Here is a 25,410-nt window from a genome sequence, read left to right as displayed (position 1 = left end):
GGACACGTGGCGCCGAGCATATTCCCTGGGCGAAGCCGGATCAGAAGATCGCGTTCGTGACCGCTTTGACGGGGCCGAGCAGGACAGATCCGTCCGGCACCCCGGCATCGATCGGGATCGCCTTGTGGTTCGCGGTCGCCGCGGCCGCCATCGGCTGGCTGGCATCGCTGGTCACGATGACCGGGCTTTTCGACGGCACCCGGTCGTAGAGGTCGATGATGTCCTGGTTCATCAGGCGCACGCACCCCGATGACACCGATTTGCCGATCGAGCGCCATTCCGGCGAGCCGTGCAGGCGGTAAAGTGTGTCCACATTGCCCTGGAAGAGATAGAGCGCACGGGCACCTAGCGGGTTCTTCAGCCCGCCGGGCATGCCGCCATTGTCAGCGCTGTACTGCTTCAGTTCCGGCTGCCGGGCGATCATCTCATCCGGCGGCGTCCATTTCGGCCATTTCTGCTTCCATTGGACGACAGCGTCGCCCGACCATTCGAATCCGGCGCGGCCAAGGCCGACGCCATAGCGGATCGCCTGACCGCCCGGACGAACCAGATAGAGGAAATGGCCTGTCGTATCGACGACGATGGTTCCTGGTTTCTGCCCGGTCGGGTCCGGAACGACCTGACGCAGGAACTGGGGATCGATCCTGTCGACGGGGATGGCCGGCAGGTCGAAGCCGCCATCGCTGACGGCCGCGTACATTGACGCATAATCGGCAAGCGGCGGCTCGACATAGGTCGGCGGCGGTGGCTCGACCGGCCCTGGGCCGGTGGTGGCGCATGCGGAAACCGCGATCGATGCGGCGCCCAATGCTGCGGCGTTGAGGAAGCCGCGACGGCTCAGGCGATAGGATTCGATTTCGGTTATGGACATGACTGCCTTCTTTAGGACTCAAATCGCAACAAAGCGTCAATACGCCGATCGCCGTTGCAGGTGCCTGACAACACTTGGCGCGATAGGCGGTTCCGATTCTGGCCCGAACGTGGACAAACAAAGGCGAAGCTGTGACCGTGCGGCAACTGTGGCGCCAGGGCAACAGATGGACAGCCTAGGCGGTGACCAAGGCTTCGAGGGTCGGCAGGATTAGGGTTGGCGGGAAGTCCCGATATTCCTCGGGCTGGTTCGAACGGTTGATCCACACCGTGCGGAAGCCGAATTTGGTGGCACCCGCAATGTCCCAGCGATTGGAGGACTGGAAGGACACCGCGCCGGGATAGAGGCGCCAGCCGGTGGCGACCATGTCGTAGACCGCCGGATCGGTCTTGAAGCGGCGCACCGCGTCGACGGAATAGATGTCGTCCAGAACCTGATCGAGCGCGGCGGACTTGACGGCCGCTTCCAGCATTTCGGGCGAGCCGTTGGAGAGGATCGCCAGCCTGGCTCCCGAGGCCTTGAGCGCCTTCAACACGGCCGGCACCTCAGGATAGCAATCCAGCCGCCAGTAGGCTTCGAGCAACCTGGCCTTCAGGCTTGAATCGGCCGACGGGACCTTGCGCAGGGCGAAGTCGAGCGCCTGCTCGGTCAGCTGCCAGAAATCGGCATAGGCGCCCATCAACGTGCGCACCCAGGAATATTCGAGCTGCTTGGCGCGCCAGATCTCCGACAGCAACTGGCCGTCCGGCCCGATCCGGTCGGCATGGCGGCGCACGGCGGCATGCACGTCGAACAGTGTACCGTAGGCATCGAAAACATAGGCGGCGTATTGCATGGCGACAGTTTTGAGGGGAGGAGGGGCTCGGTGCAAGCCTTGATTGCACCGCGCCCGCCGCTGGCCTCAACAAAACTCCCCCGATGCCCGTTGACGGCGGCGGCCAAAGCATCATCCAATGTCGTCACACAACATTGATTGGAACGGGACAACGCAATGACACTGGCGGCAGCGGCGCAATCCGCGACATGGACTTTCGTCGACGGGGACTGGTACGAGGGCAATGTCGCCATATTGGGGCCGCGCAGCCATGCGATGTGGCTCGGCACCAGCGTGTTCGACGGCGCGCGCTGGTTCGAAGGCGTGGCGCCCGACCTCGACCTCCATGCCAGGCGGGTGAACGCCTCGGCGATCGCGCTTGGCCTCAAGCCGAACATGACGCCCGAACAGATCGTCGGGCTGACCTGGGATGGGCTGAAGCAGTTCGACGGCAAGACGGCGGTCTATATCAGGCCGATGTACTGGGCCGAGCATGGCGGCTACATGGGCGTGCCGGCCGATCCCGCATCGACCCGTTTCTGCCTCTGCCTGTATGAATCGCCGATGATCTCGCCGTCCGGCTTTTCGGTCACGGTGTCGCCGTTCCGGCGCCCGACGATCGAAACCATGCCGACCAATGCCAAGGCCGGATGCCTTTATCCCAACAATGGCCGCGCCATTCTCGAGGCCAAGATGCGCGGCTTCGACAATGCGCTGGTTCTGGACATGCTGGGCAACGTCGCAGAGACCGGGACCTCGAACATTTTCCTGGTCAAGGACGGACATGTCTTCACGCCGGCGCCGAACGGAACCTTCCTGTCCGGAATCACGCGTTCGCGCACGATAAATCTGCTCGGTGAGTATGGCTTCAAAGCCACCGAAAAGACCTTGTCGGTGCGCGATTTCCTCGAAGCGGACGAAATCTTTTCGACCGGCAACCACTCCAAGGTGGTGCCGATCACGCGCATCGAGGATCGCAACCTGCAACCCGGACCGGTGGCCAAGAAGGCGCGTGAACTCTATTGGGAATGGGCGCATTCGAAATCGGCAGGCTGACGCGCCAGTCTGGCCGTTTTGTCGCTGCACGCCTCACCGCAGGAAAACCGTGTGACAGTTTTCCGGAACCCGCTTAGAAAGGGAACCGGCGCTTCACTTCCGGAGTTGTTCCAGCTCAATCCAGACCTATCTTAATCCGGTATCGACACCGGATTTTTCCACGAGGGAGTACTACCCATGGCTTTTGAATTGCCCGCTCTGCCCTATGACTATGAGGCCTTGCAGCCTTACATGTCGAAAGAGACGCTGGAGTATCACCACGACAAGCACCACAAGGCCTATGTCGACAACGGCAACAAGCTGGCCGCCGAGGCGGGCCTTGGCGACCTGTCGGTCGAAGAGGTGGTCAAGCAGTCGTTCGGCAAGAATGCCGGCCTCTTCAATAATGCCGCGCAGCATTACAACCACATCCATTTCTGGAAGTGGATGAAGAAGGGCGGCGGCGGCAACAAGCTGCCTGGCGCGCTGCAGAAGGCTTTCGACAGCGATCTCGGCGGCTACGACAAGTTCAAGGCCGACTTCATCGCGGCAGGCACGACACAGTTCGGTTCGGGCTGGGCCTGGGTTTCGGTCAAGGACGGCAAGCTGGCGATCTCGAAGACGCCGAACGGCGAGAACCCGCTCGTTCATGGCGCCTCGCCGATCCTCGGCGTCGATGTCTGGGAGCATTCCTACTACATCGACTATCGCAACGCGCGGCCGAAATATCTCGAGGCGTTCGTCGACAGCCTGATCAACTGGGATCACGTGCTGGAATTGTACGAAAAAGCTTGATCGACCTGCAGAAAAGCCCCGGCATTCCGGGGCTTTTCTTTTTGGAGAGCCGAGATCTCCCCAGTCACTCACCGTTCGGCAAAATCGGTCGGAGGAAGGGAATAATCCGTCCGCGTCATCCGTTAACGTCGAGTCCTGAAATGCCTTCATCATGGAGCCAAATGAATGAGAAAGCTTGTCATCGCCATCTCAACGCTCGCCTTCGCCGGTTCGGCGGCCTTTGCCGATCCGATCCTCGACCGGCAGGCTCTGATGAAGGAGCGCGGAAAGATCGTCGGCGGCCTGTCGAAAGTGGCCAAGGGCGAGGAGCCCTTTGACGCCGCTGCCGTGCTGACGCAGTTGCAGGCGCTGCAGGCGAATGCCGAGAAGTTCGACGTCGATGCCTTGTTCCCGAAAGGCAGCGATACCGGCGACACCACGGCGGGGCCGAAGATCTGGGAGGACACGGCCGGCTTCAAGGCCGCCGAGGACAAATATCTCGCCGACGTCAAGGCCGCGGTCGCCGCGGCTCCCGCCGATGCCGACGCGCTGAAGGCCCAAGTCGGCACCCTCGGCTCGGATTGCGGCGCCTGCCATCAGGGCTACAGGATCAAGAAGGGCTGATTGCCTGATATGGCATGGCTGAAGAAGCTCGCCGGCGCGGCCCTTGTTCTGGGCGGTGTCGGCGCGGCCGCTGGTTGGCTTTTGTCGGCGCCGGTCAGGCTGGATAAGACCGCCCTGGCGCAACTCGAACCGGGCGATGCTAGCCGGGGCAAGCGCATTTTCTATGCCGGCGGCTGCACATCCTGCCACGCAAAGCCCGGCTCGCAGGGCGATGCGCGGCTTCAACTGGTGGGCGGCCTCGAACTCAAGACGCCGTTCGGCACCTTCGTTCCGCCCAACATTTCGCAAGATCCCAAGGACGGCATCGGCGCATGGTCGGTCGAGGATCTCGCCAACGCCATGCTCAAGGGCGTGTCGCCGTCTGGCGAGCATTTCTATCCGGCCTTTCCCTACGCGTCCTACGCCCGCATGAAGCCGTCTGACATTGCCGATCTCTATGCCTTTCTGAAGACGCTGCCCGCGGTCGCCGGCAAGGCGCCGGCCAATACGCTGGCTTTCCCATTCAACATCCGCCGTGGCATCGGCCTGTGGAAACGGCTCTATCTCAGCGATCAGCCTGTCATTGCGTTCGCCAATGGTACGCCTGATCCGGTCATGGCCGGGCGCTATCTGGTCGAAGGACCTGGCCATTGCGGCGAATGCCACACGCCGCGTGATCTCGCGGGCGGGACCAGGAAAGGCGAGTGGCTGGCGGGTGCCGTGGCCGCAGAGGGCTCAGGCGTCGTACCCAACATCACATCGGGCAAGGGCGGCATCGCCAACTGGTCGGAAGCCGACATAGCCAACTATCTTGAGACGGGCTTCACGCCCAACTTCGATTCCGTCGGCGGCGCCATGGTCGACGTGCAACGCAACATAGCCGAGCTGACTGCCGGGGATCGCGCGGCGATCGCCGCCTATCTCAAGGCAGTACCGCCGCATCCCAATGGTTATCCGGCGCGCAAGCCGGCTGCGAATTGAGTGTCCAGGCTCAGATCATTTTCGCCAGCGCGTCGAACAGCGCCAGATTGAATCCTGGGCGTCGTCGACGATGGGATCGGACGGTGGCGAAAACTTCGCCACCACCATCCTGTCGGGCCGGGCAATCGAAGTCTCCAGGCCCGGCTTTTAGGAGTCATGTCCCCGTTTCGGGCTAGAGGTGCCGGTCGCCGAGGAAATCGAAGCCCGTCTCGAAGAAAAGATTGTAGTTGCAGGTCAGTTCCTCGCCGGGTGCGATGTCGCGCAAGGCGTATGTTTCCTCGGGCGAGGAGACATCGCAATTCGGCTCGTCGTCATGGTTCATGTAGCGGGCGTCGTCGGCTTCGAAGACGATATAGGCCGGATCGCGCCGGTCCGGGTAGGAATAGCGGTCGAGATAGTTCTTCACCGGCCCGGTTTCGCCCTCATAGGTCTCGACATCGATGATCCGATCGAAGCGGGGGTCGAGCTTCCAGATCAGCGTGCCCTTGGGGATGTGGTGCTTGGCAAAGACGCCAATGCCCTGGATCGGCGATTTGTCGAGATAGACGTCGACGAGCAGCATGGCATACCCCAGTAGCAAACATGGCAAGCACGGCTTGCGAAAAGCCGCGCACTGGTTAGCGCGGGGCTGGCACAATTGCGAGCGCAAATAAGCAAAGCGGAATTCAAAAAGTCATGATCGCCGAACCCAAAAGTGAACGTGCTGTCCGAGCCCTCAGCGTTGCTGCAACGCCAGACGTACGCCCAGGGCGCAGTAGATGCCGCCGACAATCTTGCCCTGCCATTTCAGCACGGTCGGATTTCGGCGCAGGAAACTGCCGAGGCGACCGGCGCTCACGGCAAAGACGACCGTGCTGAAAAGACCGAGCACGACGAAGACAATTCCCAATACGGCCAATTGAAGCATCACCGTTCCGTTTTCGGGTCGCACGAACTGAGGCAGGAATGCCAGGAAAAACAGCGCGGTCTTGGGGTTGAGCACTTCGGTCAGGACAGCCTGCCGAAACGCCTTGCCGGCGGAGATGGCGAGCGCGCCGGCAGAGGGGTGGGCCGGCGTTTTCTCGATGATGGCGCGAATACCGAGGTAAACAAGGTAGGCCGCGCCGATATACTTTACGATGCTGAACAGCGTCGCCGACGTGGCGATGATCGCAGAGATCCCGACCATTGCCATGACAGTGTGAAATATGTCGCCGGCCGCGATCCCGGCGCCGGTCGCGATCCCGACCTTTGTCCCCGAACTCGTTGCCCGGGCGATCGTCAACAGCGTGGCCGGACCCGGGATGAAGACAAAGCCGAGCACGACGGCGACATAGGCAATCAACGTGGACAGATCGATCATTTGAGTGTCGCCCCGGCAAGCTGCGCCTTGCCCGTTACCTTCAGCGCGAAGGCATAAGTATAGGCGATCTCTTCCAGGCGTGAGAACCGGCCGGACGCACCGGCATGGCCGGAATCCATGTTGATCTTGAACAGCACCGGATTTTCGCCGCTCTTGCGGTCGCGCAGCCGCGCCACCCATTTGGCCGGCTCCCAATAGGTGACGCGCGGGTCGGTGAGGCCGGCAAGCGCCAGGATCGGCGGATAGTCGAGTGCCGCGACATTGTCGTAGGGCGAATAGGCGGCGATCGTCCGGTAGTCGTCGGCGGACGCGATCGGGTTGCCCCATTCCGGCCATTCCGGCGGCGTCAGCGGCAGGGTCGCGTCGAGCATGGTGGTGAGTACGTCTACGAACGGAACCTCGGCGACGATGCCGCCAAAGCAGTCCGGCGCCATGTTGGCGACGGCGCCCATCAGCATGCCGCCGGCCGAGCCGCCTTGCGCGACCATGCGGTCATGCGCGGTATAGCGTTCGGCAACGAGGTGGCGCGCGCAGGCGATGAAGTCGGTGAAGGTATTCATCTTGTGCTCACGCTTGCCGTCATCGTACCAGCCGTAACCCTTGTCCTTGCCCCCGCGCACATGGGCGATGGCAAAGACGAGCCCACGGTCGACCAGCGAGAACCAGTTGGTGTTGAAGGCGGCCGGCACGGTAATGCCATAGGAGCCGTAGCCGTAGAGCAGGCAAGGTGCCGATCCGTCCAGTCGCGTGTCGCGGTGGTGCAGAAGCGAGATCGGCACCAACTCGCCATCGGCGGCGGGGGCCATCAGTCGCCTTGTGACATAATGGTCCGGATCGTGGCCCGACGGCACTTCCTGGGTCTTGAGCAGCACCCGCTCGCGGGTGCGCATGTTGTAGTCGAAGACCTGCGACGGCGTCGTCATCGACGAATAGGAAAAGCGCATGATGTCGGTATCGTATTCATAGGAACCCGACAGGCCGAGCGAGAAGGCCTCCTCGTCGAATGAAATCAGGTGCTCCTCGCCACTGGCGCGATCCCGCACGACGATGCGCGGCAGGCCCTCCTTGCGCTCGAGCCGGACCATATGGTCCTTGAAGCCGATCACCGACAGGATCAGCCGGCCCGGCTCATGCGGAACCAGCTCCCGCCAGTTGGCGCGAACTGGATCGCTTGCCGGCGCCGTCATGATCTTGAAGTCCTTCGCGCCGTCCGCATTGGTCAGGACGAAGAAGACGTCGCCGCCTTCCTCCAACTCATACTGAAGCCCGGTTTCGCGCCCGCAAACCAGCCTCGGCTCGGCAAACGGATCGCTGGCGCTCAGCAGGCGATATTCCGAGGTCTCGTGATCGTTGATGCCGATCATGATCCATTGGTTGTTGCGGGTGCCGTCGACATTCATGAAGAAGCCGGGATCGGTTTCCTCATAGATCAGGCGGTCGTTTTCAGGGTCTTGTCCCAGTGCGTGGAAGAGCACCTTTGACGGCCGGTGGTTGGGGTCGAGGCGCGTGTAGAAGAACCCGTCATTGCCCGCGCTCCACACGCCCGAACCGCCGGTGGCGGGAATCTGGTCGGCCAGTTCCTTGCCGTCGGCAAGGTCGCGCACGCGCAGCGTGTAGAACTCGGAACCCTTGTCGTCGAAGGCCCACAACAGCTTGCCGTGATCGGCCGAATGGTCGACACCGCCAAGCCGGAAATAGGCTTTGCCTTTCGCCTCCATGTCGCCGTCGAGCAGGATCTGCTCAGGCCCGCCGTCGCGCGACATGCGGAAATAGCGCGGCTGCTCGCCGCCGAGCTTGAACGAAGAACCATAGGCATAGGGCCCGTCCTTCATGGGAACCGATGAATCGTCCTCCTTGATACGGCCTTTCATTTCCTTGAAAAGCTGCTTCTGCAGATCCGATGTGTCGGCCATCAGCTTCGACTGATAGGCGTTTTCGGCTTCGAGTTCGGCGCGGATGGCCGCATCGAGCAGGGAAGAATCCCTGAACATCTCCTGCCAGTTGTCGGCCCGCAGCCATGCGTACTCATCGGTTCGCGTGATGCCATGATGGGTATCGGAAACCGGCCGCTTCTCGGGCGTTGGCGGGCTGACGATCGGAAATCGGGGAGTCTTGGTCATTGCGTCTCGCTGGGGGATATCTTGAATGGTGAGTGAACACGCCGATCAGGGTGGGTTCAAGGGTTGCAGCCTAGAGGTGGTGTCGGCTCCTTGAGATGGGCCGGGAGGAAAGATGATGACCATTCGGTCTCGGATTGCGGCGACTTTCGCCGCTGCTTCGCTAACACTGGTCTTTGCTGGCCAGTCTCATGCGACCGTATTCGCGGCTTGGCAAGTGGCCAATGTGCCGTTCGGCGACACGCTCAACGTGCGTAAATATCCATCAGCCACATCCCGGAAGCAGGCCGCATACCCGAACGGTACCATCCTGCAAATGACCGGACGATGCACCGATGGCATAAACCTGCTCGACATCGTCAATCAACCTGCATGGAAGCAGCGGCAGACTGTTCGCTATCGCTGGTGTGAGATCTGGCATGATCCGGCCAGGAACGGCACCTTCGTCACGGGCTGGGCCCATGGCAAGTTCATCACCCCGTATTGATCGAGCGGCATCGATTGGCCCCGAGGCGGCAGGCTGGCGGACATGCCGCCTGATCGCCTGCATGAAAGGTGGGCGGCAACCTATGGTTTCGCGGGCGGATGTGACAACCAAGACTGTTCACGCGATGGCAAAGCAAACCGGAGCATTGAAAGCCTGTTTTGTGAGTTGTCGCGAATGTAACGATGATCTGACGTAACGTCAGCCTTTGTCGGTTTGGCGCGCGAAATATCGGAAAATACATAACGCACGAAAGATTGAAGCTGACTGGCCAATATTTGATCAACTTTCGCAAATACAACGCGAAGAGCGAATTGACTTACTTGCTCTCAGGTCGCATTGATGTGACCTTGACACGAATCACTGAAATTCTACCTTCATAAAATTCGTGCAATGCCCTGCCTGAAAAGGGGCGCAAACCGATGTAACTCTTGTTGGGGCCTGAAGATCATGGATATTGTCGAAACACCTTCCAGAAACAATGATGCGCTGATTGAGCTGACCGCCGATGTGGTGGCCGCCTATGTCAGCAACAATCCCGTACCGGTCGGCGAACTGCCGAACCTCATATCCGATGTCCATGCCGCTCTCGGGCGCGTGGGCGGAACCGCCGAACAGCCCCCTGCCGACAAGCAGAAGCCGGCTGTCAATCCGAAGCGCTCGGTCCATGACGACTACATTGTCTGTCTTGAAGACGGCAAGAAGTTCAAGTCGCTCAAGCGTCACCTGATGACCCACTATGATCTGACGCCGGACCAGTATCGTGAAAAGTGGAACCTCGACCCGAGCTACCCGATGGTTGCCCCGAACTATGCGGCGGCCCGCTCGCAGCTTGCCAAGAAGATGGGCCTTGGCCGCAAGCGCAAGGCGCGGTAGTCGCTGCTGTCAGGTCGAAGCGACGTTGACGGCGCCTCCGGGCGCCGTTTGACTTTTGGGGAGAGGCTTGTTGTGGCCGACAGGGGCGTCAGGCGGTTTGCCTGAGTGCCGCCTCGGCATCGCGCTTGATGCGCTTGACCATCGAGCGGAGACCATTGGCGCGCTGGGGCGACAGGTGTTCGTCCAGTCCGAGCGCCTTCAGCGTCGCTTCCGCATCGGTTTTCTGGATTTCGCTGGCGGTCCTTCCTGAAAACAGCGCCAGCATGATCGCGACCAGCCCGCGCACGATATGGGCGTCCGAATCGCCGGTGAAGGTAATGACCGGATCGCTGCCCGGTCCCTTTTCGGTGGTCAGCCAGACCTGGCTGACGCAACCTGGCACCTTGTTGGCGGCGTTGCGTTCCGCATCGGGAAAGGGAGGCAACGCTTCGCCGAGCTCGATGACGTAACGATAGCGGTCCTCCCACTCATCAAGGAAGGAGAAATCATCGCGGATCGTCTGGATCGTGGTCGCCATGACCCGGATATAGTCATGCGGCAGTGCCGCGTCACGGAAAAAACAAGAACACCGCGGGCGTCGAGAGGGCAGACGGCCCGCGGCGTGCCGTCGAGACGGCTTAACTGTTCATGGGCAGCCTAGTTCTTTACCGGCAGGTTGACGGTCTCGGGCAGGACGATCTCTTCCGGCACGCTGCCCGTCATTGTCGAGGTGTCGGGGCCGGCGGACTTGTCGTCCAGCATGGCGGCCGCGATCTTGGCCGTCTCCTTGGCGCGTGCGGTGATGGTGTGCATCGCCGATTTGCCGGTTTCACAGACATCGGGCTTGCGCTCGCAGATGCCGGCAATGTCACCCACCGCGTCGCGTGCCGCGAACAGGGCCTGGATCGGCCCGACGCTTTCCTGCCCGGGTTCTTCGGAACCGACACTCAGCGGCAGCGCAAGGAGCACCAGTGAAAACCAGAAAGCCATTCTTATCAGGAAGAACATGCCTCGCCTCTCGTCGTGACCGGATCATGCATCATGTGGCATGACCTCTTTTATGGGCAGGATCTTGGCACACAGGCACAAAGGACGGCTTGCAGGTTCGCAGAGAATTTTCCTCAAATTTTAGGCAAATTCGAAACAAAGCGTTTTGCAGTGGATTTGTCTCATATCGGGAGGATTTTCGTTACCATCTGATAACCATCCATCTGCTTGTTTCTATTCATGTTTCCTCGGATTGGGGCGGTTCTCTTTCCATCGACGGTCCGCTGACGTCGGGCGTTCGGAGATAACCCTCCATTTACTATGGCGGCATTTGCCCGGGTTTTCGGCCGCCTCCGTCCCGATATTTGCCGCAGGCCGGGCTTTGGTCGGCCCTGCCTTATCCATTCCTTAAACGCTGGATGAGAGTTTCAGAGCCAATCAAAACAATCTGCAAAGGCAGAGCTGTTCACGACGAGTGCGAGTGCGTTGAGTTGATGCCAATCAAGGCCAGATACGCTGAATTGCCTGGCGCGATTGCCGCCGGTTGCGAACGTATGGTCCATCCCTCCATTCTTGGGCAGAGCGGCCGCAAACGCCAACGCCGTTTCATCGGCGTCATGCTGGCGGCGCCATTCTTTGCCGCTGGTGCGGCTGTCACGCTGGTCACATCAGGCATGGGCGCCGCTGTGACCATGGCCGCCATCTTCGCCGCCTTCGGTCTGTGCTGGTTCGTCGCCTTGCTGGTGGCGGCAACCGGCAAGATGGCCGCGGCGGCCCCGATCGCCCTGGCGATGGCGGCTGTTGCCCTTGGCGGCCTCATCGCCGCCGCCGGCGGGTTGAGCTCTCCCGTCGCCATGCTTGCCGTGGCGCTGCCTTTCGAAGCCTGGTGGATCGGCGCTTCGCGGCGGGCGGCCCTGTGGGGAGCGGTCTCGGCCATTGCCGCCATTGCCCTTCAGCCTCTGGCAGCGGCCTTCCTGCCCTTCGCGGGCGCGCAGATCGTGGCCTGGCATTGGCTGGTGCCGTTGGCCTGGGCCCTGACGCTCATCCCGCGCGTATCGGCGTTTCGCGATACCACCGGTGCGGCTGATGCGCTGGATCCCGGCGACCGGCTGGAAGACATCATCGACGCGGTGATCCTGCGGGTCGCTCGCCACGGCGAAGTCCTGGACGCGTCCGCCAAGGCGCGCACGCTTTTGAAATTGCCGCCTGAACTGCTTTCCGGAACCGGCTTTTTCGACCGTGTCCATCTGTCGGACCGTGTCTCCTATCTCAGCGCTCTTGCCGACATGCGTGATGGTGCCCTGTCGCGCCGCCTCGAACTGCGCATCAGGCTGCCCCAGAATGGCAACGGCCAGAATGACAATCGCCAAAATGACAGCCGCTTGATGGCCGACAACTATCGGCCGTTCCTGCTCGAACTGGTGCGCGGTGAGGAGCAGGGCGATGTCTTCACGCTGGTCCTGCGCGAAAATGACGAAACTGCCCGGCTGCGCGGGGAACTCGCGCAGGCCAATGAGATGGCAGCCGCCGCCGAAGTGGCCAAGGGACGGTTCCTGGCGGTGGTGAGCCATGAACTGCGCACGCCGTTGAACGCCATCATCGGCTTCTCGGACATGCTGCTGCATGAGATGTTTGGCGCCTTCAAGGATCCGCGCCAGAAGGAATATGTCGGCCTGGTGCGGGATTCAGGCCAGCACCTTCTAGCCGTGGTGACATCCATACTCGACGTGTCGAGGATCGAATCGGGAGCCTATACGGCGGAACCGGAGCCATTCCGGTTCATGGAAGCCGTCGAGATGTGCCAGTCGATGATGCGGTTGCAGGCACAGGCCAAGAACATCGACCTGCAAACGCAGATCGCTCCCGACGCCGGCGACATCAACGCCGATCGCCGCGCGGTGCAGCAGATCCTCATCAATCTCGTCTCCAATGCGATCAAGTTTACGCCCGATGGCGGCGATGTCGTCGTTGGTGGCAAGCGGATCGGCTCGCGCCTGCATTTCTGGGTCAGGGACACCGGCATCGGCATCGCCGAGGAGGACTTCGCCAACCTCGGCAAGCCTTTCATGCAGATACAGAACGACTATACGCGCCGTTTCGAGGGTACCGGTCTTGGCCTTTCACTGGTGAAGGGGCTGGTGGCACTGCACGAAGGCACCATGTCGATCGAAAGCATGCCGGGCGAGGGCACCACGGTGACCATCAGCCTGCCGGTCAACGGGCCGAAGGGGCGCCCGGCGAACGAGACAGCGGTGCTGACGATGCCGGCGACGAGGGCGAAAGGGGACAGAAATGGCTCGCTCCGCAAAACAGCCTAAGGCGGTCAAACGCCGCAGCAACGCCTTCCAGGACGGCGCCATAGCCGTCGGCGGCATGATTTCGCGCAACCCGGTCCTGGTGGGTGGATCGACGGCATTCCTGGTGACGCTGTTCTATGTCTCGGTGAATGCTCTGTGGTATCAGCCTTTCCCGCATGCCGGGGCGTTCTTCGCCACCCGCAATTTCCAGGGTTTTCCGCACACCGCCTCCGACGAGCCGGAGACGACGATCAACATCGTGCGGCCTAACGCGGCGCCCGCCCCGATGAAGGGCGACCCGGTGGTCGAGCAGGTGCAAGGCATATTGAAGGATCTCGATTTCTATTCCGGCGCGGTCGACGGCATTTCCGGCCCCAACACGCGCAAGGCCATACAGGCCTACCAGCAGAAGGTCGGGCTCAACGCTTCCGGCGAGATCGATGCGCTGTTGCTCGATCAGCTTGGCGCAACGCCGAAGACCGCCTCCGTGCCCAAACCGCAGCCTCGCCCGGATACGCAGGCCGCCGTTCCGGTGTCCCTGCAGACAAATTCCGGGCAGGCGAGTGCCGGACAGACGGATACCGCCCCGGCCCAGGGACCCGACCCCCGCATCGTCAAGATCCAGGCCGGGCTCAAGGCGTTCGGCAATGACGACATGCAGTTGGACGGTGTCGTCGGCGCGCGCACCAAGGCGGCGATCAAGGAATTCCAGTCGTTGTTCGGCCTGCCGCAGACCGGCGAGCCCGACGAGATCGTCTACGTCAAGATGCGCGAGATAGGCCTGACCAACTGATCGGGAAATGACGGCTCGCCGGGCGGCGGAATTATCGCTAGATAGCCGCACGCTTTCGGAGCTGTCTCATGCGTGTCACATCTGATCTGTGGGTTTCGGCCTTGGTGCGCCGCGTTTTCGGCGCCGGCGGATTTGCCGCCGTGGTCAACCGTGGCGCAACCGAGGCCGGCGCTGTTTTCGTGCTGACGCGGGGCAGGCTGGGTGACGTCGCTCTCTACGGGCCGGCGCCGCAGACAAGCTATGATTCGGCCAAGCCCGATGATCGTTTCTTCAGCCTTCTCGCCGCCGGCGATGATCCGGCCGTGCTTGATGCCCGTCTTGAGAGGGAAAAAAAATTCGATCCGGACATCTGGGTGGTCGAGATCGAGGCCGGGACTGTTCCGGTCGAAGAGCTTATTTCCGTGAAGACGCCCTGAGGACGGGGGCGGCGACATCGTCGCTGTTCGAGGCCTTGCGGCTGTCGCGGTTCGCCGACGAGGCGTCACGAACCATCCTGGACACGGTCTCGGCCTTCCATACCCGCACCTTGTCCAGTGCCACATCGCGATGCAGCAGGCGGTAGCGGTCGAGATAGGTTCGGATGGCCTGCGGATGCGGAAACAGGCTGGGATAGATGGCGACCGTGATCAGGAAGGCCCGGTCCTCGCTGAGGTCGAGCGAACGCAGCGCCGCAAGCAATGAGGAGTAGCTCTGGTTGGCGGTCAGCGAACGCGCGGTCGAGAAATCAATGTCGAGGGCATCCGCAAGCGCCGTTTGGAAGAACGCGGCGTTTCCCGTCAGCGCCGTCTCGCGCAGTTTGACATAGGTATCCGAACCGGGGAACGCATCGACCCTCGCCGCCAAGGCTTCGTCGCCGGTGCGCATCATGGAGCGCAGCCTGCGTCGTGCATTCTCTGCGGCAATGCCGGGAGCCTGTTGTCTTGTCGCGCTGTCCTCTGCCGCTTGCGCATTGACGGGCGCGGCGGCTGGTTTCGTGGGGGCCGATACCTCCGGATCCCGCACCCGCACCAGCGTCGGTCTTTCGAGCACTCTGATCAGATCAGCGATGGTCGGGTTCAGGTCCTTGCGGCGCGCGATGGCGCGCGCATGCGGCAGTCCGTGCCGACCGATCAGCGCGATCAGGTCGATATCGCTGACGGCGCGCGAGCGGATCAGCAGCGGCGCGGCAATGTCGACCGGTTCCTCGCACAGGCGCCGCACCAACGCGGCGGGGGCATATTCGCATTCGGAAAGGGCGGCGGCCACGTAGCGTCGCGATTCGACGGACACATCGTCGAACAGCGGCAGCGTCAGGTCCTCAAGCTGGCCGATCTCGCGGCGCGATGGGCGCGTCAGCGAGCAGAACGCCGACACCGCGGCGCGGAACAGCCTTTCGGCCTTGCCCGATTCCGTCCGTATCGCGATTTGCCTGAAGTCCGAAGATGACACGAAGGATACCCGATACTCGATACACAGCCTTGATCACGCTCAACCGGGACCATGTCGGTTTGGCGATTGCCTCGGTCAGAACGTCCAGACCTCAAGACAAAGATCAAGTTAGCGGTGATCCGTTAGCGTTCCGTTAACCCTCTGCCGGCCTTAATGATATTGGAGGCGTTGCGTTGTGCTCCGGGGAAACCGAGAGGAATGCGCGAATCATGGGCATGGTACTGTCTTTCGTGCCGCGTGCGGCACCGACCAATCGAGCCAAGCAAACCACCGAAATACCGGCGGCGGTCATTATCTTTCCCGGCATCCGCTATGAGCGGTCCAGCACCGGCGAGGCGCGGCCTGCCGGACCCGACAAGCCGGGATCGCCACGGACGCCGGTGCCGCATCACTGAGTTTTCCTGACGCGGCAGACTGGCTCATCAGGCAGCATTCGCTGCCGGCTGTTCTGATACGGATATCAGGCCCCGATCCGGCCTAGAAATCCTGCAGTTCGCAGGAACTCTGATCGAGAAAGCGCGACACGATCGGCTTCCAGCTGTCGTCCGGTACGAAGCTGCGGATGACGAAGATGCCCTCGTCGATCGGCGCCTCGACGAAGATCGCCCCCTGCAGATCCTCGGGCAGGTCCTTGCGCACATCGATCATCTGGGCTGGCGTCAGCACCACGGCATCGAGCTTGCCACCGGTCGCCGTATGGTCGTTGAAGGAATAGACATTATGGCCACTGCGGTCATAGACCGAGACCGACCAGAAGGGGACGTTCCCCGGCGCCTTGATCCGAACCATTCCTTCCTCCAGGTCGAACCGGCAGGCCGTGGCATAGAATAGCGGGTCGACCGATTTCACCACCGGCGCGCCGCCCGCCTCGGCATCGAGCCGATTCATTCTGTAGAGATCGGACGCCATGGACAGGCGCGACCAGGCGTCGCGTTCAGAAAACTCCGGCACCAGAAGCAGCACCACGATGTGCACGATGCCGGCGCCGACAAGGCCGAGCAGGACGGCATGGAAAAGACGGCGCAGCGCGGCTGGGACATTACGCATCGCAGCCGGCCTTCACGATCCTGGGCAGCGAAACGTCCGACAGGCCGGTGCTGCTGGCGATCGGCGTGTCGTAGAAGGTCAGGACGAAGTACATCCGGCCGGAACCGTCGGTCAAAAGCCAGTTGCCGGGCATCGGGTGATGGCTGACCGAAATGACCACCGAATTGTCGGCCTGGCGCAGCACCTCGTAGGACTGAAGGGCCGCAAGCCGCGGCTTGCCGGTCTCGACGACGCCGAGCGATTGATCGGCGGCGTAGAGCGTCCAGAAGCGGGCTGTCGGAAATCCGCCCTCTATCCTGTAGCTGCATTCCCGCTTGAGCTGGTCGCCCGCGGCATCATTTTCCGCGACGAAGGACAGGCCCTCGGCGCGGCCGAGCGCCAGCACGCCCTCGCGCGCCACGCGCGCCTTGGAATAAGGGTCGGCGGCCGGTGTGCCGATGTCGGGGAAGGCGGTCCATTGGCCGATGCGGATCGCCCCGACGCCGTCCTGGATCTTCAGCGCATACCAGACGCTGGCGCCGCCGCCGCCAATGGCTATGGCAAGCGAAAGCAGCATCAGGAAGGCATTCTTGAGCATGAAGGGCCGCGTGCGCGAAGGATTGCCGTTCGGGGATATCGCGGCGCGGGGTCTCGTGGCAAGCCGGCGTGGTGGATTTGCACCTCGGCTGGCCCGCGCCGGGGCGGATGTCACAGTGCCGAAAGCGTTTCGGGCGGGGTAGGTGCGTCGAGTTTGGGCGCCGATTGGAACAGCTGGGTCATATCCCTCAGCGTCTGCGTGGTCCGGCTCGACAGCACCGGCGGGCGTTCGGCCGCCGCCTCGGCCGCGGCCTGTTCCTCGCTCTTCTTCTGCGCGTCCGCGGCCTTGGCCGCGATCTGCTCGTCGACGAACGGCTTGTCGATACCCGGGATCGGCTTCAGGTCGATGTTCTGGTGCGCGTAGACCATCAGGCGCTGCCAGACCATCGCCGGCAGCGAGCCGCCGGTCATGTTCTTGGTCGGGGTAAAATCATCATTGCCCAGCCACACGGCCGCCGTGTAGTTGCCGGTGAAGCCGACGAACCAGGCATCGCGGTAGGATTGCGTCGTCCCGGTCTTGCCGGCGACGACGATGTTGGGAATCTGGGCACGCCGCGCCGTACCCATCACCGGTACTGCCGTCAGCATGGTGTTCATGGATTTCAGTGCCTGCTCGGAGAGCACCCGGTGTGGCGGCGGCGCATCCTTGGTCCAGTCATACACCACGTCGCCGGTGCGGGTGACGAGCTGGGTGATGCCGTGCCGGGAACCGACGAAGCCGTTCTGGGCGAACACGCTGTAGCCCGTCGCCTGGTCCATCACGGTCATGCCCGAAGTGCCGAGCACCATGGTCTTGTGACCCTCCAGCGGCGATTCCACCCCGAATGATTCCGCCATCGCCTTGATCGGACCGATGCCGAGATGGTCCTTGGCCAGCCGCACCGGCACGGTGTTGATTGACTTGGCCATCGCCATCAGCAGCGTGATGTTGCCCGCCGACTCGCCACCGTAATTGTGCGGCGACCAGTTGCCCCAGCTGATCGGTCCGCCCGAAATGACAGAGTTCGGTGTGAAGCCGTGTTCCATCGCCGTGGCGTAGACGTAGGGCTTGAACGAAGAGCCGGTCTGGCGCAGCGCCTTGGTGGCGCGGTTGAACTGGCTGGCGCCGTAGTCGCGGCCGCCGACGATCGCCCGCACCGCGCCATTGGTCTCGATGACGACCACGGCGCCTTCGGTGACGTTGTACTCCTTGCCGAACTGGCGCAGGTGGAACTCGACGGACTCTTCCGCCGCCTTCTGGATGTTGGCGTCGAAGGTGGTGTGGGCAACCAGCGAGTGCTGGCCAGGCTTGGCGATCTTCTTGACCTCGTCGAAGGCCCAGTCGAGGAAATAGTCGGGGCTCTTCTGCTCGCCGCGATCGACAACGTCGGCCGGGTGCAGCCTTGCCTGCAGCACCTGGCCTTCGGTCATGAAACCGGAATCGACCAGGTTGGACAGCACCACATTGGCGCGGGCACGCGCTGCCGGCAGGTTGATGTGCGGTGCGTATTTGGTCGGCGCCTTGAACAGGCCGGCCAGCATCGCCGCCTCCGCAAGGTTCAGGTCCTTGACGCTCTTGCCGAAATAGAAGTCGGCCGCCGCCTCGATGCCGAACGTGCCACCGCCCATATAGGCGCGGTCGAGATAGAGCTGCAGGATTTCCTTCTTCGACAGATTGGCTTCGAGCCACAGCGACAGGAAGGCTTCCTTGATCTTGCGCTCGAAGGTCCGTTCATTGGTCAGGAACAGGTTCTTGGCCAGCTGCTGGGTGATGCTGGAGCCGCCCTGGACGACCGAGTTCGCGCGTACATTCTCGAAAATCGCGCGCGACAGGCCCAGAACATCGATGCCGTAATGATCGAAGAAACGCCTATCCTCGGTGGCGAGCACTGCCTTGATGACGTGATCGGGCATCTCGTCGACCGGCACCGAGTCGCGCTGGATGATGCCACGCTGGCCGATCTCGTTGCCATAGCGGTCGAGGAAGGTGACGGCGAAATCGCCCTGGGCGCGCCAATCGCCGGCCGTATCCTGGAACGCCGGGATGGCCAGCGCCAGCATGACCACGATGCCGCCGGCGCCGAGCGTAAAACCTTCGCTCAAGATCTCGATGATGCCGCGCCGCCAGCCCTTGAGACGGAAGCGCCGCGAGAAGATTGTCGCCGCCTCCCAGAACTGGCGCGCCTTGAACCCGATCTCGTAGAGCGAGGAATCGATCCAGGCATCCAGCGCCAGAAGGCGGGAGGCGATCGGACCTCTTCTCTTGCGCGGTTCAGGGCTGACCATTCAAAAACCCGGCTCGGCTGTGGCGCGACCTGAAAACCGCAAGCGGGCAATTTCAGGGCGGCGCCCTGTTTGGACTATTCATCCATTTTGCCGACGCTCACAAGGGCGGCGAGGACACAGCCGCAAGGTTTGTTGATGGCGGAGCGGGGGAACGGCCGTAACCGATCGCCCCGCCTGGAAGGCCTGCGCTATTCAGGCCGCTTCGCGCTTCAGGGCCTGCGCCATGCAGTGGATGCCGCCACCGGTCTTGGAGATCTCGCTCATGTCGACGGCCGCGACCTCGAAGCCGCGCGCCTTGAGCTTTTCGATCAGCGTCCTGCTGGAGGTCGGCGCGATCACCCGGTCCTTGCCGAGCGACATGAAGTTGCAGCCGAGCGCCATCGTGTCCTGGAAGGGGACATCGATGATCTCATGGCCCTTGCCCTTCAGCCAGTCGACAATGCCGGGCTCGGTGCAGGCGAGGCAGACCGCGGTGAGCTTTTCGGCGATCGGCACCACCATCAGGTCGATATGGACATAGTATTCGTCGATGAAGGCGATGCGCGTCTCCCAGCCCTCCTTGTCGAACCAGGCCTGTACCTGGCGAGCGCCTTCCTCCTGCGTGCGGGCGCCGCCGCAGCCGATCAGCACCACACCATCCTCGATGACGTTGAAGTCGCCGCCCTCGAAGGTACCCGCCGTGACCATGTCGTAGATCGGGATGCCGAGCTTTTCGTAGGTGCGGATGGCGGCGTAGTTCTCGCCGCGCCGCCACCAGTTGGCCATGGCGGTGATGATGGCGCCATAGGGCGTCATGACGCTGGAATCGCGGGAATAAACCTGCATCGGCAGTTCCGGCGTCGGCTCGTGCCAGTGGATGTTCACGCCGAAATGCTCATAGGCGGCAACCAGGTCCTTGTGCTGCGCCTGCGCGATCTGGACGTTGCACGGCGCCTCGCGCAAATGTTTTCGTGACAGGGAACTGGTCGACAGATGGCGCAGGAAGTTCGGCGATCCGAGCAGCACGTCGGTCAGCACGTCGGTTTCGTTGGCGAAGCCCCAGGCGGTCAGCGGCTTGGTGCCGCCGGCCGGATTGCGGCGCTGCAGCGAAAACGGCTCGGCGACGATGCGATCATGAACGGTCATGGTGTTCTCCTCGTGGGCTTGTTCTCAAGGGTTGGTCGGGTCATGCGTTGCTTGGGATCCACCAGTCGCGGCCGCGCGCCGTGGTGACATATTCCGGCCAGCGGAAATTGATCGGTGGTTCGTAGTCGCAGAGCGGCGCGATCCAGTTCGCGCCGCCAATGCCGCCGCCGGTGCGAGTGACGAACTCATCCATCGCCGCATCGCGGGCTTTTCCGTCTTCGAGCAGGCGCAGCGCCGACAGCGCGACCGTCTTGGCCGCACAGGTGACCATCGGGTCGATGGTGGCGGAAATGCCGCCCAGCGCATTCATCACCCAGGAGGGATAGGCGTGGCCATTCGCCGAGCGCAGCGCCGGGCGCGAGACATAGAAGCGCGCGGTCGGCGCATGCCAGCTCATGTCGGTGTAGTCGTCGGAGGTCGAATTCACCTGCGAGGGCGGCAGGTCGCGGCGCAGGATCGCTTCGGCCTCTTGCGGCGAAATCAGCCTCTCCAGCTCATCGATGAAGGGATTTTCGGTTGCCGCGCCACCGGCATTGACCTGGATTTCGCGCGCGACCGCCTTCGCGGGCTCGTCCCAGTGTGGTGCTCCGACCGTCGAGAGCGCGTCATAGGCGATCCCGGCCATGGCGTGATTGGCCAGCCCGGGCCGCGACTTCGATACCCAGTGGCGCTCGTATCGACAGCCGCTGATCGCGGCGGCGGCCGCGGCGTTGCGGTCGAGCACGGCGGTGACCTGTTCGGCCATGCCGATGGCCGGGACGCGGATCATGTACTGGATCTCGGCCAGCCCCGCCGGCAGATTGTCGGCGGTTGCCTGGCCGGCGGTCAGGATCGCCTCGCTTATCGACCAGCCGCCCTGGTGCGGCAACATGGAATCGCGCAGCGCCTTGGAGGCCATGTACATCGTCATCAGCGCGTCGTTGGCGCCGGGCGCCCGCACGGCAGAATGCGCCTGCGGGATCGGTGCTCCATCGCCCGCGCGAACCCAGTTTTCGGGCTCGTCGCACACGAAGCGGTAGATCATGGCGTAGGCAGCGCCGCAATGCGTGTCCCAACGCGCCGTGTTGCAGAGCGGCAGCATGTAGAAGGGATGGAAGGAGATCATGCCAGCAAGGCCGTCATAGTAGCCCCTGGCCGCATGGATCGGCTTGGAGCCGCGTACCTTCTCCGCCGGCTCGCCGGTGAAACGCAGCGTGCCTGGAATGCCGTGGCGCTGCATGGCCGCCTTGGTCGCAAGCAGGCCGCCGAGGCTTGCCATGCCGAGCCCCGAATGCGGATCGGTGTGGCCGCCGGCCTCGACGCCAAGGCCGGGCCGTGGCTGTTTTACCGTCACCGCGTCCTGGCAATTGCCGGGCACGGCGTCGTACTCGGCATACATGCCGATCGTCGGCCCGGCGCCATTCGTCCAGTGAGCGCAGAACGCCGTCGGCATGCCGCCCGAGCCTTCCTCGACGGAAAAGCCCTCATGCTTCAGCCGCGCCACATACCAGGCGGCCGACTGGTACTCGCGCCAGGCGGTCTCGCCGAAATCGAAAATGGTCCGCGTCCATTCCGACAGCGAGGGCTGGATGCCATCGAGGCAGGCAAGCGCGGTCGCTTGCGCTGATGTCGTCACCGGTTTGTCCATGGCATCAAAGAAAGCAGTGAAGCGGCTCGCCAAAAAGTGATATGTTTTCCCGGTTCGTGCAAATTCGGTTCACCTCTTGAGAATTCCCTCCACACAGGCGCTGCGCGCCCTCGACAGTTTCGCCCGCCACGGCAGCGTCTGGCGCGCCGCCGACGAACTGCACCTCACGCGCAGCGCGGTAAGTCACCAGTTGCGGCTGCTTGAGCGCGACCTCGGCTTCGATCTGCTTGAGCGCATCGGCAAGGGCGTCGCGCTCACCCCGCGCGGCCAGCGCTATGCCAGTGACGTGCGCAAGGCGCTGACCGTTCTCGGAGATGCGGTGACGCGCGATGCCGGCACCGGCGTCGGCGGTTCGTTCGCCGTCTCCTGTACGCCGGGCTTCGCCTCGCTTTTTCTATGCACCCATATTGGCGAATTCCGGCAGATGTACCCTGATGTGGCGCTGCGTATCCTGACGCCCAGGCGGCTCGACGATGTCAGCAACGCGGAGGCCGACGCCTTCATCGCCTTTGGCGTCGGCAACTGGCCGAACCGCATGGCCGAGCTGCTGTGCGAAATTTCGTTCACGCCGCTCTGCAGCCCGACGCTGCTGAACAAGGTCGGCGGCTTTTCGAAGCCGGCGGACGTGTTGCGCGCCAACCTGCTCCATCTCGATGATACCGAGGATTGGGCGCGCTGGCTGGCCCTGTCCAAGGTCGAAAACCCCGACACCGAGGGCGGCATCTTCTTTTCCGACATGAACCTTGTCTTCTCGGCGGCGATTGCCGGCCAGGGCATCGCCATGGGCGACGAACTGACCAGCCGCCGGGCACTCAGCGAAGGCCGGCTGGTCAGGCCCTTCGACATCGCGATCAAGTCGCCGCGCTCCTATTTCCTGGTCTCCGAACACGCCAAGGCTTCGCACCCGGTGCTGGATGCGTTCGCGGGGTGGCTGAGGTCGAAGCTTTCGGAGAACCGCATTCAGCCCTATTGAGGGCGAAATGACGCCAGCCGCCCAGACGTGAATCAAATTTGCCGATCAGGCGAAAACTATTCGGTTGCGGTGAGCCGTCGGCCTGCCTACGATTTCCACCTGGGACTGAGGAAGAGGCAGGATGCAGCAACCCGGCCGGGCCGCAGAGATCAAGGCAATCGGGATCGGCAAGAGCTTCGGCTCGTTCCGTGCGTTGGACAATCTGACGCTCAATATCGGCCGCGGCGAGTTCCTCACGCTGCTCGGTCCCTCCGGCTCGGGCAAGACCACCTTCCTGATGATCCTGGCCGGCTTCGTGCAGCCGACCGAGGGCCGTCTCCTCAGCGATGGCGCTGACATCACCAACCGCCCGGCCGAGCAGCGCGCCGCCGGCATGGTGTTCCAGGGCTATGCACTGTTCCCGCATATGAGCGTCGAGGCCAACATCGCTTTCCCGCTCAAGGTCCGCAAGAAATCGGCCTCCGAGATCAAGAAGCGCGTCGGCGAGATGATCGAGCGCGTCGGCCTGATCGGCCACGAGAAGAAGCTGCCTGCGCAGCTCTCCGGCGGCCAGCAGCAGCGCGTGGCGCTGGCCCGGGCGCTGGTGTTCGAGCCGGGCGTGCTTTTGCTCGACGAGCCGTTCTCGGCGCTGGACAAGAGCCTGCGCGGCCAGATGCAGGCAGAGATGAAGCGCCTGCATCAGGAAACCGGCACCACCTTCGTCTTCGTCACCCACGACCAGAGCGAGGCGCTGGCGCTGTCCTCGCGCGTCGCCATCTTCAATCATGGCAAATTGCTGCAGGTCGGCGCGCCGGACGAAGTCTATGACCGGCCGGGCAACCGCTTCGTCGCCGAGTTCCTCGGCGAAATCAACATGTTGCCGCTGAAGGGGGTCAAGCCCGCCGACAATGGCTCGACGGGCCTTTGCGAAGACCGCGCGGTCAGCATGCACTGCAAGGCCGAGAAAGTCCGTGGCGACGCCATCCTGGCGATCCGGCCCGAACACATGTCGATCGCGCGCGAGGCGGCGGCCGGCGAAAACGGCATTGCCGCGACCGCCATTGCCTCGACCTATATGGGTGCGGCGACCAAGCTCGACCTGACCACGCGGCAAGGCGCGAAAGTGACCGTCTCGGTGCCGAACGAGGTCGCGGCCGCGGCGCTGAGCAAGGGCAATTCCGTCTGGCTGACCTGGCCGGCGGAAAAGGGTTTCCTCCTTCCGGATGGAGGACAATGAGCGCCGGCGCGGCTTGATCCGCCGCACCGGCTTCCGGATTGAAATCAACTAAAACAAAGGGGAACTGACATGAACGACACCAAGAAACAGGCAATCGAAACGCTGTCCGAAAGGACCAGACGCGGCGAGATCTCGCGCCGCCAGTTCACGCAGTTGGCGGCCCTCGTGCTTGCCGGCACGCCGATGCTGCTGCGCTCGACCGGCGCCTTTGCCCAGGCCAAGGAACTGGTGCTGGTCAACTGGGGCGGCGACGCCATCACCGCCTATGATGCGGCCTATGGCCAGGCCTTCACCAAGGAAACCGGCATCACCGTGAAGATGGACGGCTCGGGCCCGACGGAGGGCGCCATTTCGGCGCAGTTCAAGAGCGGCGCGCCGACCTGGGATCTGGTCGACGTCGATCCGTTCTCGGCCATCACGCTCGGCGCCCAGGGGGCGCTCGAGCCGATCGACTACAAGATCGTCGACAAGACGAAGATGCGGCCCGGCTTCGGCTGGGAGTATGCCGCCTCGACCTATTTCTTCTCCTATGTCATCGCCTACGATTCAGAAAAATACGGCAAGGATGCCCCGACAGGCATGGCCGACTTCTTCGACGTGAAGAAGTTCCCCGGCAAGCGCTCGCTCTACAAATGGGGCGTGTCGAGCTGGGAAGCGGCCCTTCTGGCCGACGGCATCGCGCCGGCTTCGCTCTATCCGCTCGACCTGAAGCGGGCACATGACAAGATCGCCGCCTTCAAGGAAAATGTCGTCGCTTACTGGGGCGGCGGCGCCGAGAGCCAGAGCGTGCTGCTCAATGGCGAGGCCTCGATGGCCATCGTCTGGTCGACCCGCGCTTCGCTGATCGAGCAGGATTCCGGCGGCAAGATCAAGTTCATCTGGGACCAGGGCTTGATCTCGCCCGGCGCGTTGGCCGTGCTCAAGAACAACCCCGGCGGCAAGGACGCGGCGATGAAGTTCATCGCCAGCGCACAGGATCCGCAAAAGCAGCTCGTCATGTTCGAAAAACTCGGCCAGGGTCCGGCCAATCCGGCGGCCGACGCGCTGATCCCCGCCGACAAGAAGCGCATCAACCCGGTCGATCCCGAGAACATGAAGAAGCAGATCGCGCTCGACATGGAGTGGTACGCCAAGAACTACGGCGCGGCGCTCGACGAATACACCAAGATCATCTCCGCCTGACAGCGGATGCTGACCTGA

The 25,410-nt window shown here is 62.8% G+C and carries 26 protein-coding genes; 13 read left to right on the top strand and 13 right to left on the bottom strand.

The features are described from left to right. Window positions 1-40: 40 nt before the first annotated feature. Together EB815_RS27390 and EB815_RS27385 are read right to left on the bottom strand one after the other, a co-directional pair. Window positions 41-871 (bottom strand): L,D-transpeptidase, encoded by an 831-nt coding sequence (locus EB815_RS27390; protein ID WP_056563650.1) that lies wholly within the window; start codon window positions 869-871, stop codon window positions 41-43. Window positions 872-1,046: 175 nt separating this feature from the next. Further along, window positions 1,047-1,706 (bottom strand): haloacid dehalogenase type II, encoded by a 660-nt coding sequence (locus tag EB815_RS27385; RefSeq protein ID WP_056563647.1) that lies wholly within the window; start codon window positions 1,704-1,706, stop codon window positions 1,047-1,049. Window positions 1,707-1,862: 156 nt separating this feature from the next. Between EB815_RS27385 and EB815_RS27380 the strand changes: the two genes are divergently transcribed. The 4 genes from EB815_RS27380 (at window position 1,863) to EB815_RS27365 (ending at window position 5,078) form a co-directional block, all read left to right on the top strand. Then, window positions 1,863-2,741 carry a branched-chain amino acid aminotransferase gene (locus tag EB815_RS27380; RefSeq protein ID WP_056563643.1) on the top strand — a complete coding sequence of 293 codons (879 nt, stop codon included), beginning with the start codon at window positions 1,863-1,865 and terminating at the stop codon, window positions 2,739-2,741. A 177-nt stretch (window positions 2,742-2,918) separates the two neighbouring features. Next, window positions 2,919-3,515, top strand: coding sequence for a superoxide dismutase (locus EB815_RS27375; protein WP_056563640.1), 597 nt, complete (start codon window positions 2,919-2,921; stop codon window positions 3,513-3,515). A gap of 165 nt (window positions 3,516-3,680) precedes the next feature. Then, window positions 3,681-4,118, top strand: a complete 438-nt coding sequence (locus EB815_RS27370) for a c-type cytochrome (RefSeq protein ID WP_056563637.1) — start codon at window positions 3,681-3,683, stop codon at window positions 4,116-4,118. A 9-nt stretch (window positions 4,119-4,127) separates the two neighbouring features. Beyond that, on the top strand, window positions 4,128-5,078 hold the full coding sequence (locus tag EB815_RS27365; protein WP_056563635.1) for a cytochrome c: 951 nt from the start codon (window positions 4,128-4,130) through the stop codon (window positions 5,076-5,078). Between the two features lie 172 nt (window positions 5,079-5,250). Here the strand turns inward: EB815_RS27365 and EB815_RS27360 are convergent, their stop codons facing one another. From EB815_RS27360 to EB815_RS27350, 3 genes are all read right to left on the bottom strand, one after another. Next, on the bottom strand, window positions 5,251-5,640 hold the full coding sequence (locus tag EB815_RS27360) for an SET domain-containing protein (RefSeq protein ID WP_056563632.1): 390 nt from the start codon (window positions 5,638-5,640) through the stop codon (window positions 5,251-5,253). A 153-nt stretch (window positions 5,641-5,793) separates the two neighbouring features. Next, window positions 5,794-6,420 (bottom strand): LysE family translocator, encoded by a 627-nt coding sequence (locus EB815_RS27355; RefSeq protein ID WP_056563629.1) that lies wholly within the window; start codon window positions 6,418-6,420, stop codon window positions 5,794-5,796. Then, complete coding sequence (locus EB815_RS27350) at window positions 6,417-8,540, bottom strand: S9 family peptidase (RefSeq protein WP_056563627.1); 2,124 nt, start codon at window positions 8,538-8,540, stop codon at window positions 6,417-6,419. Before EB815_RS27350 ends, EB815_RS27355 begins: the two co-directional genes overlap by 4 nt. 115 nt (window positions 8,541-8,655) lie before the next feature. On the opposite strand from EB815_RS27350, the gene EB815_RS27345 reads away from it, so the two are divergent. Both EB815_RS27345 and EB815_RS27340 read left to right on the top strand, forming a co-directional pair. Then, the gene (locus tag EB815_RS27345) at window positions 8,656-9,024 is read left to right on the top strand and encodes a hypothetical protein (protein ID WP_056565603.1); all 369 of its coding nucleotides are present in this window, start codon (window positions 8,656-8,658) and stop codon (window positions 9,022-9,024) included. Window positions 9,025-9,471: 447 nt separating this feature from the next. Next, window positions 9,472-9,897 (top strand): MucR family transcriptional regulator, encoded by a 426-nt coding sequence (locus EB815_RS27340; RefSeq protein ID WP_010915014.1) that lies wholly within the window; start codon window positions 9,472-9,474, stop codon window positions 9,895-9,897. An 88-nt stretch (window positions 9,898-9,985) separates the two neighbouring features. Here EB815_RS27340 and EB815_RS27335 read toward each other — a convergent pair whose 3' ends face one another. Both EB815_RS27335 and EB815_RS27330 read right to left on the bottom strand, forming a co-directional pair. Beyond that, window positions 9,986-10,414 (bottom strand): SufE family protein, encoded by a 429-nt coding sequence (locus EB815_RS27335; protein ID WP_056563624.1) that lies wholly within the window; start codon window positions 10,412-10,414, stop codon window positions 9,986-9,988. Between the two features lie 119 nt (window positions 10,415-10,533). Next, window positions 10,534-10,884, bottom strand: a complete 351-nt coding sequence (locus tag EB815_RS27330; protein WP_056563621.1) for a DUF5330 domain-containing protein — start codon at window positions 10,882-10,884, stop codon at window positions 10,534-10,536. A 533-nt stretch (window positions 10,885-11,417) separates the two neighbouring features. On the opposite strand from EB815_RS27330, the gene EB815_RS27325 reads away from it, so the two are divergent. The 3 genes from EB815_RS27325 (at window position 11,418) to EB815_RS27315 (ending at window position 14,369) form a co-directional block, all read left to right on the top strand. After that, a complete protein-coding gene (locus tag EB815_RS27325; protein WP_056563618.1) occupies window positions 11,418-13,181 on the top strand; it encodes a sensor histidine kinase in 1,764 nt (587 codons plus the stop codon). Further along, window positions 13,156-13,953, top strand: a complete 798-nt coding sequence (locus EB815_RS27320; RefSeq protein ID WP_056563615.1) for a peptidoglycan-binding domain-containing protein — start codon at window positions 13,156-13,158, stop codon at window positions 13,951-13,953. Before EB815_RS27325 ends, EB815_RS27320 begins: the two co-directional genes overlap by 26 nt. Before the next feature lie 68 nt (window positions 13,954-14,021). Continuing rightward, window positions 14,022-14,369, top strand: coding sequence for a DUF1491 family protein (locus EB815_RS27315; RefSeq protein WP_032929456.1), 348 nt, complete (start codon window positions 14,022-14,024; stop codon window positions 14,367-14,369). Here EB815_RS27315 and EB815_RS27310 read toward each other — a convergent pair. Beyond that, a complete protein-coding gene (locus tag EB815_RS27310) occupies window positions 14,347-15,381 on the bottom strand; it encodes a hypothetical protein (protein WP_056563612.1) in 1,035 nt (344 codons plus the stop codon). The two genes, EB815_RS27315 and EB815_RS27310, sit on opposite strands and share 23 nt — an antisense overlap. A 209-nt stretch (window positions 15,382-15,590) precedes the next feature. Between EB815_RS27310 and EB815_RS27305 the strand changes: the two genes are divergently transcribed. Beyond that, the gene (locus EB815_RS27305; RefSeq protein ID WP_056563609.1) at window positions 15,591-15,776 is read left to right on the top strand and encodes a hypothetical protein; all 186 of its coding nucleotides are present in this window, start codon (window positions 15,591-15,593) and stop codon (window positions 15,774-15,776) included. Between the two features lie 82 nt (window positions 15,777-15,858). On the opposite strand, the gene EB815_RS27300 is transcribed toward EB815_RS27305, so the two are convergent. The 5 genes from EB815_RS27300 to EB815_RS27280 form a co-directional block, all read right to left on the bottom strand. Further along, window positions 15,859-16,428, bottom strand: coding sequence for a DUF1254 domain-containing protein (locus EB815_RS27300; RefSeq protein WP_056563599.1), 570 nt, complete (start codon window positions 16,426-16,428; stop codon window positions 15,859-15,861). Next, the gene (locus EB815_RS27295) at window positions 16,421-17,005 is read right to left on the bottom strand and encodes a DUF1214 domain-containing protein (RefSeq protein WP_056563595.1); all 585 of its coding nucleotides are present in this window, start codon (window positions 17,003-17,005) and stop codon (window positions 16,421-16,423) included. Before EB815_RS27295 ends, EB815_RS27300 begins: the two co-directional genes overlap by 8 nt. Before the next feature lie 110 nt (window positions 17,006-17,115). After that, window positions 17,116-19,269: a transglycosylase domain-containing protein gene (locus EB815_RS27290; protein ID WP_056563592.1), complete on the bottom strand. Its 2,154-nt coding sequence runs from the start codon at window positions 19,267-19,269 to the stop codon at window positions 17,116-17,118. Window positions 19,270-19,461: 192 nt separating this feature from the next. Continuing rightward, entirely contained in the window at window positions 19,462-20,394 is a 933-nt protein-coding gene (locus tag EB815_RS27285; RefSeq protein WP_056563588.1) for a dimethylarginine dimethylaminohydrolase family protein, read from the bottom strand. 40 nt (window positions 20,395-20,434) lie between these two features. After that, the gene (locus EB815_RS27280) at window positions 20,435-22,021 is read right to left on the bottom strand and encodes a hypothetical protein (protein ID WP_056565600.1); all 1,587 of its coding nucleotides are present in this window, start codon (window positions 22,019-22,021) and stop codon (window positions 20,435-20,437) included. A gap of 76 nt (window positions 22,022-22,097) precedes the next feature. Here EB815_RS27280 and EB815_RS27275 point away from each other — a divergent pair, with 76 nt between their 5' ends. The 3 genes from EB815_RS27275 (at window position 22,098) to EB815_RS27265 (ending at window position 25,392) form a co-directional block, all read left to right on the top strand. Beyond that, window positions 22,098-22,994 carry a LysR substrate-binding domain-containing protein gene (locus EB815_RS27275; protein ID WP_056563585.1) on the top strand — a complete coding sequence of 299 codons (897 nt, stop codon included), beginning with the start codon at window positions 22,098-22,100 and terminating at the stop codon, window positions 22,992-22,994. A 121-nt stretch (window positions 22,995-23,115) separates the two neighbouring features. Further along, window positions 23,116-24,210 carry an ABC transporter ATP-binding protein gene (locus EB815_RS27270; protein ID WP_056563583.1) on the top strand — a complete coding sequence of 365 codons (1,095 nt, stop codon included), beginning with the start codon at window positions 23,116-23,118 and terminating at the stop codon, window positions 24,208-24,210. Between the two features lie 69 nt (window positions 24,211-24,279). Further along, a complete protein-coding gene (locus tag EB815_RS27265; RefSeq protein ID WP_056563580.1) occupies window positions 24,280-25,392 on the top strand; it encodes an ABC transporter substrate-binding protein in 1,113 nt (370 codons plus the stop codon). The last annotated feature ends 18 nt before the right edge of the window (window positions 25,393-25,410 follow it).

Origin of the sequence: Mesorhizobium loti (assembly GCF_013170705.1) — a bacterium.
Lineage (GTDB): Bacteria > Pseudomonadota > Alphaproteobacteria > Rhizobiales > Rhizobiaceae > Mesorhizobium > Mesorhizobium loti_D.
This window is presented reverse-complemented; position numbering and strand designations above follow the sequence as displayed.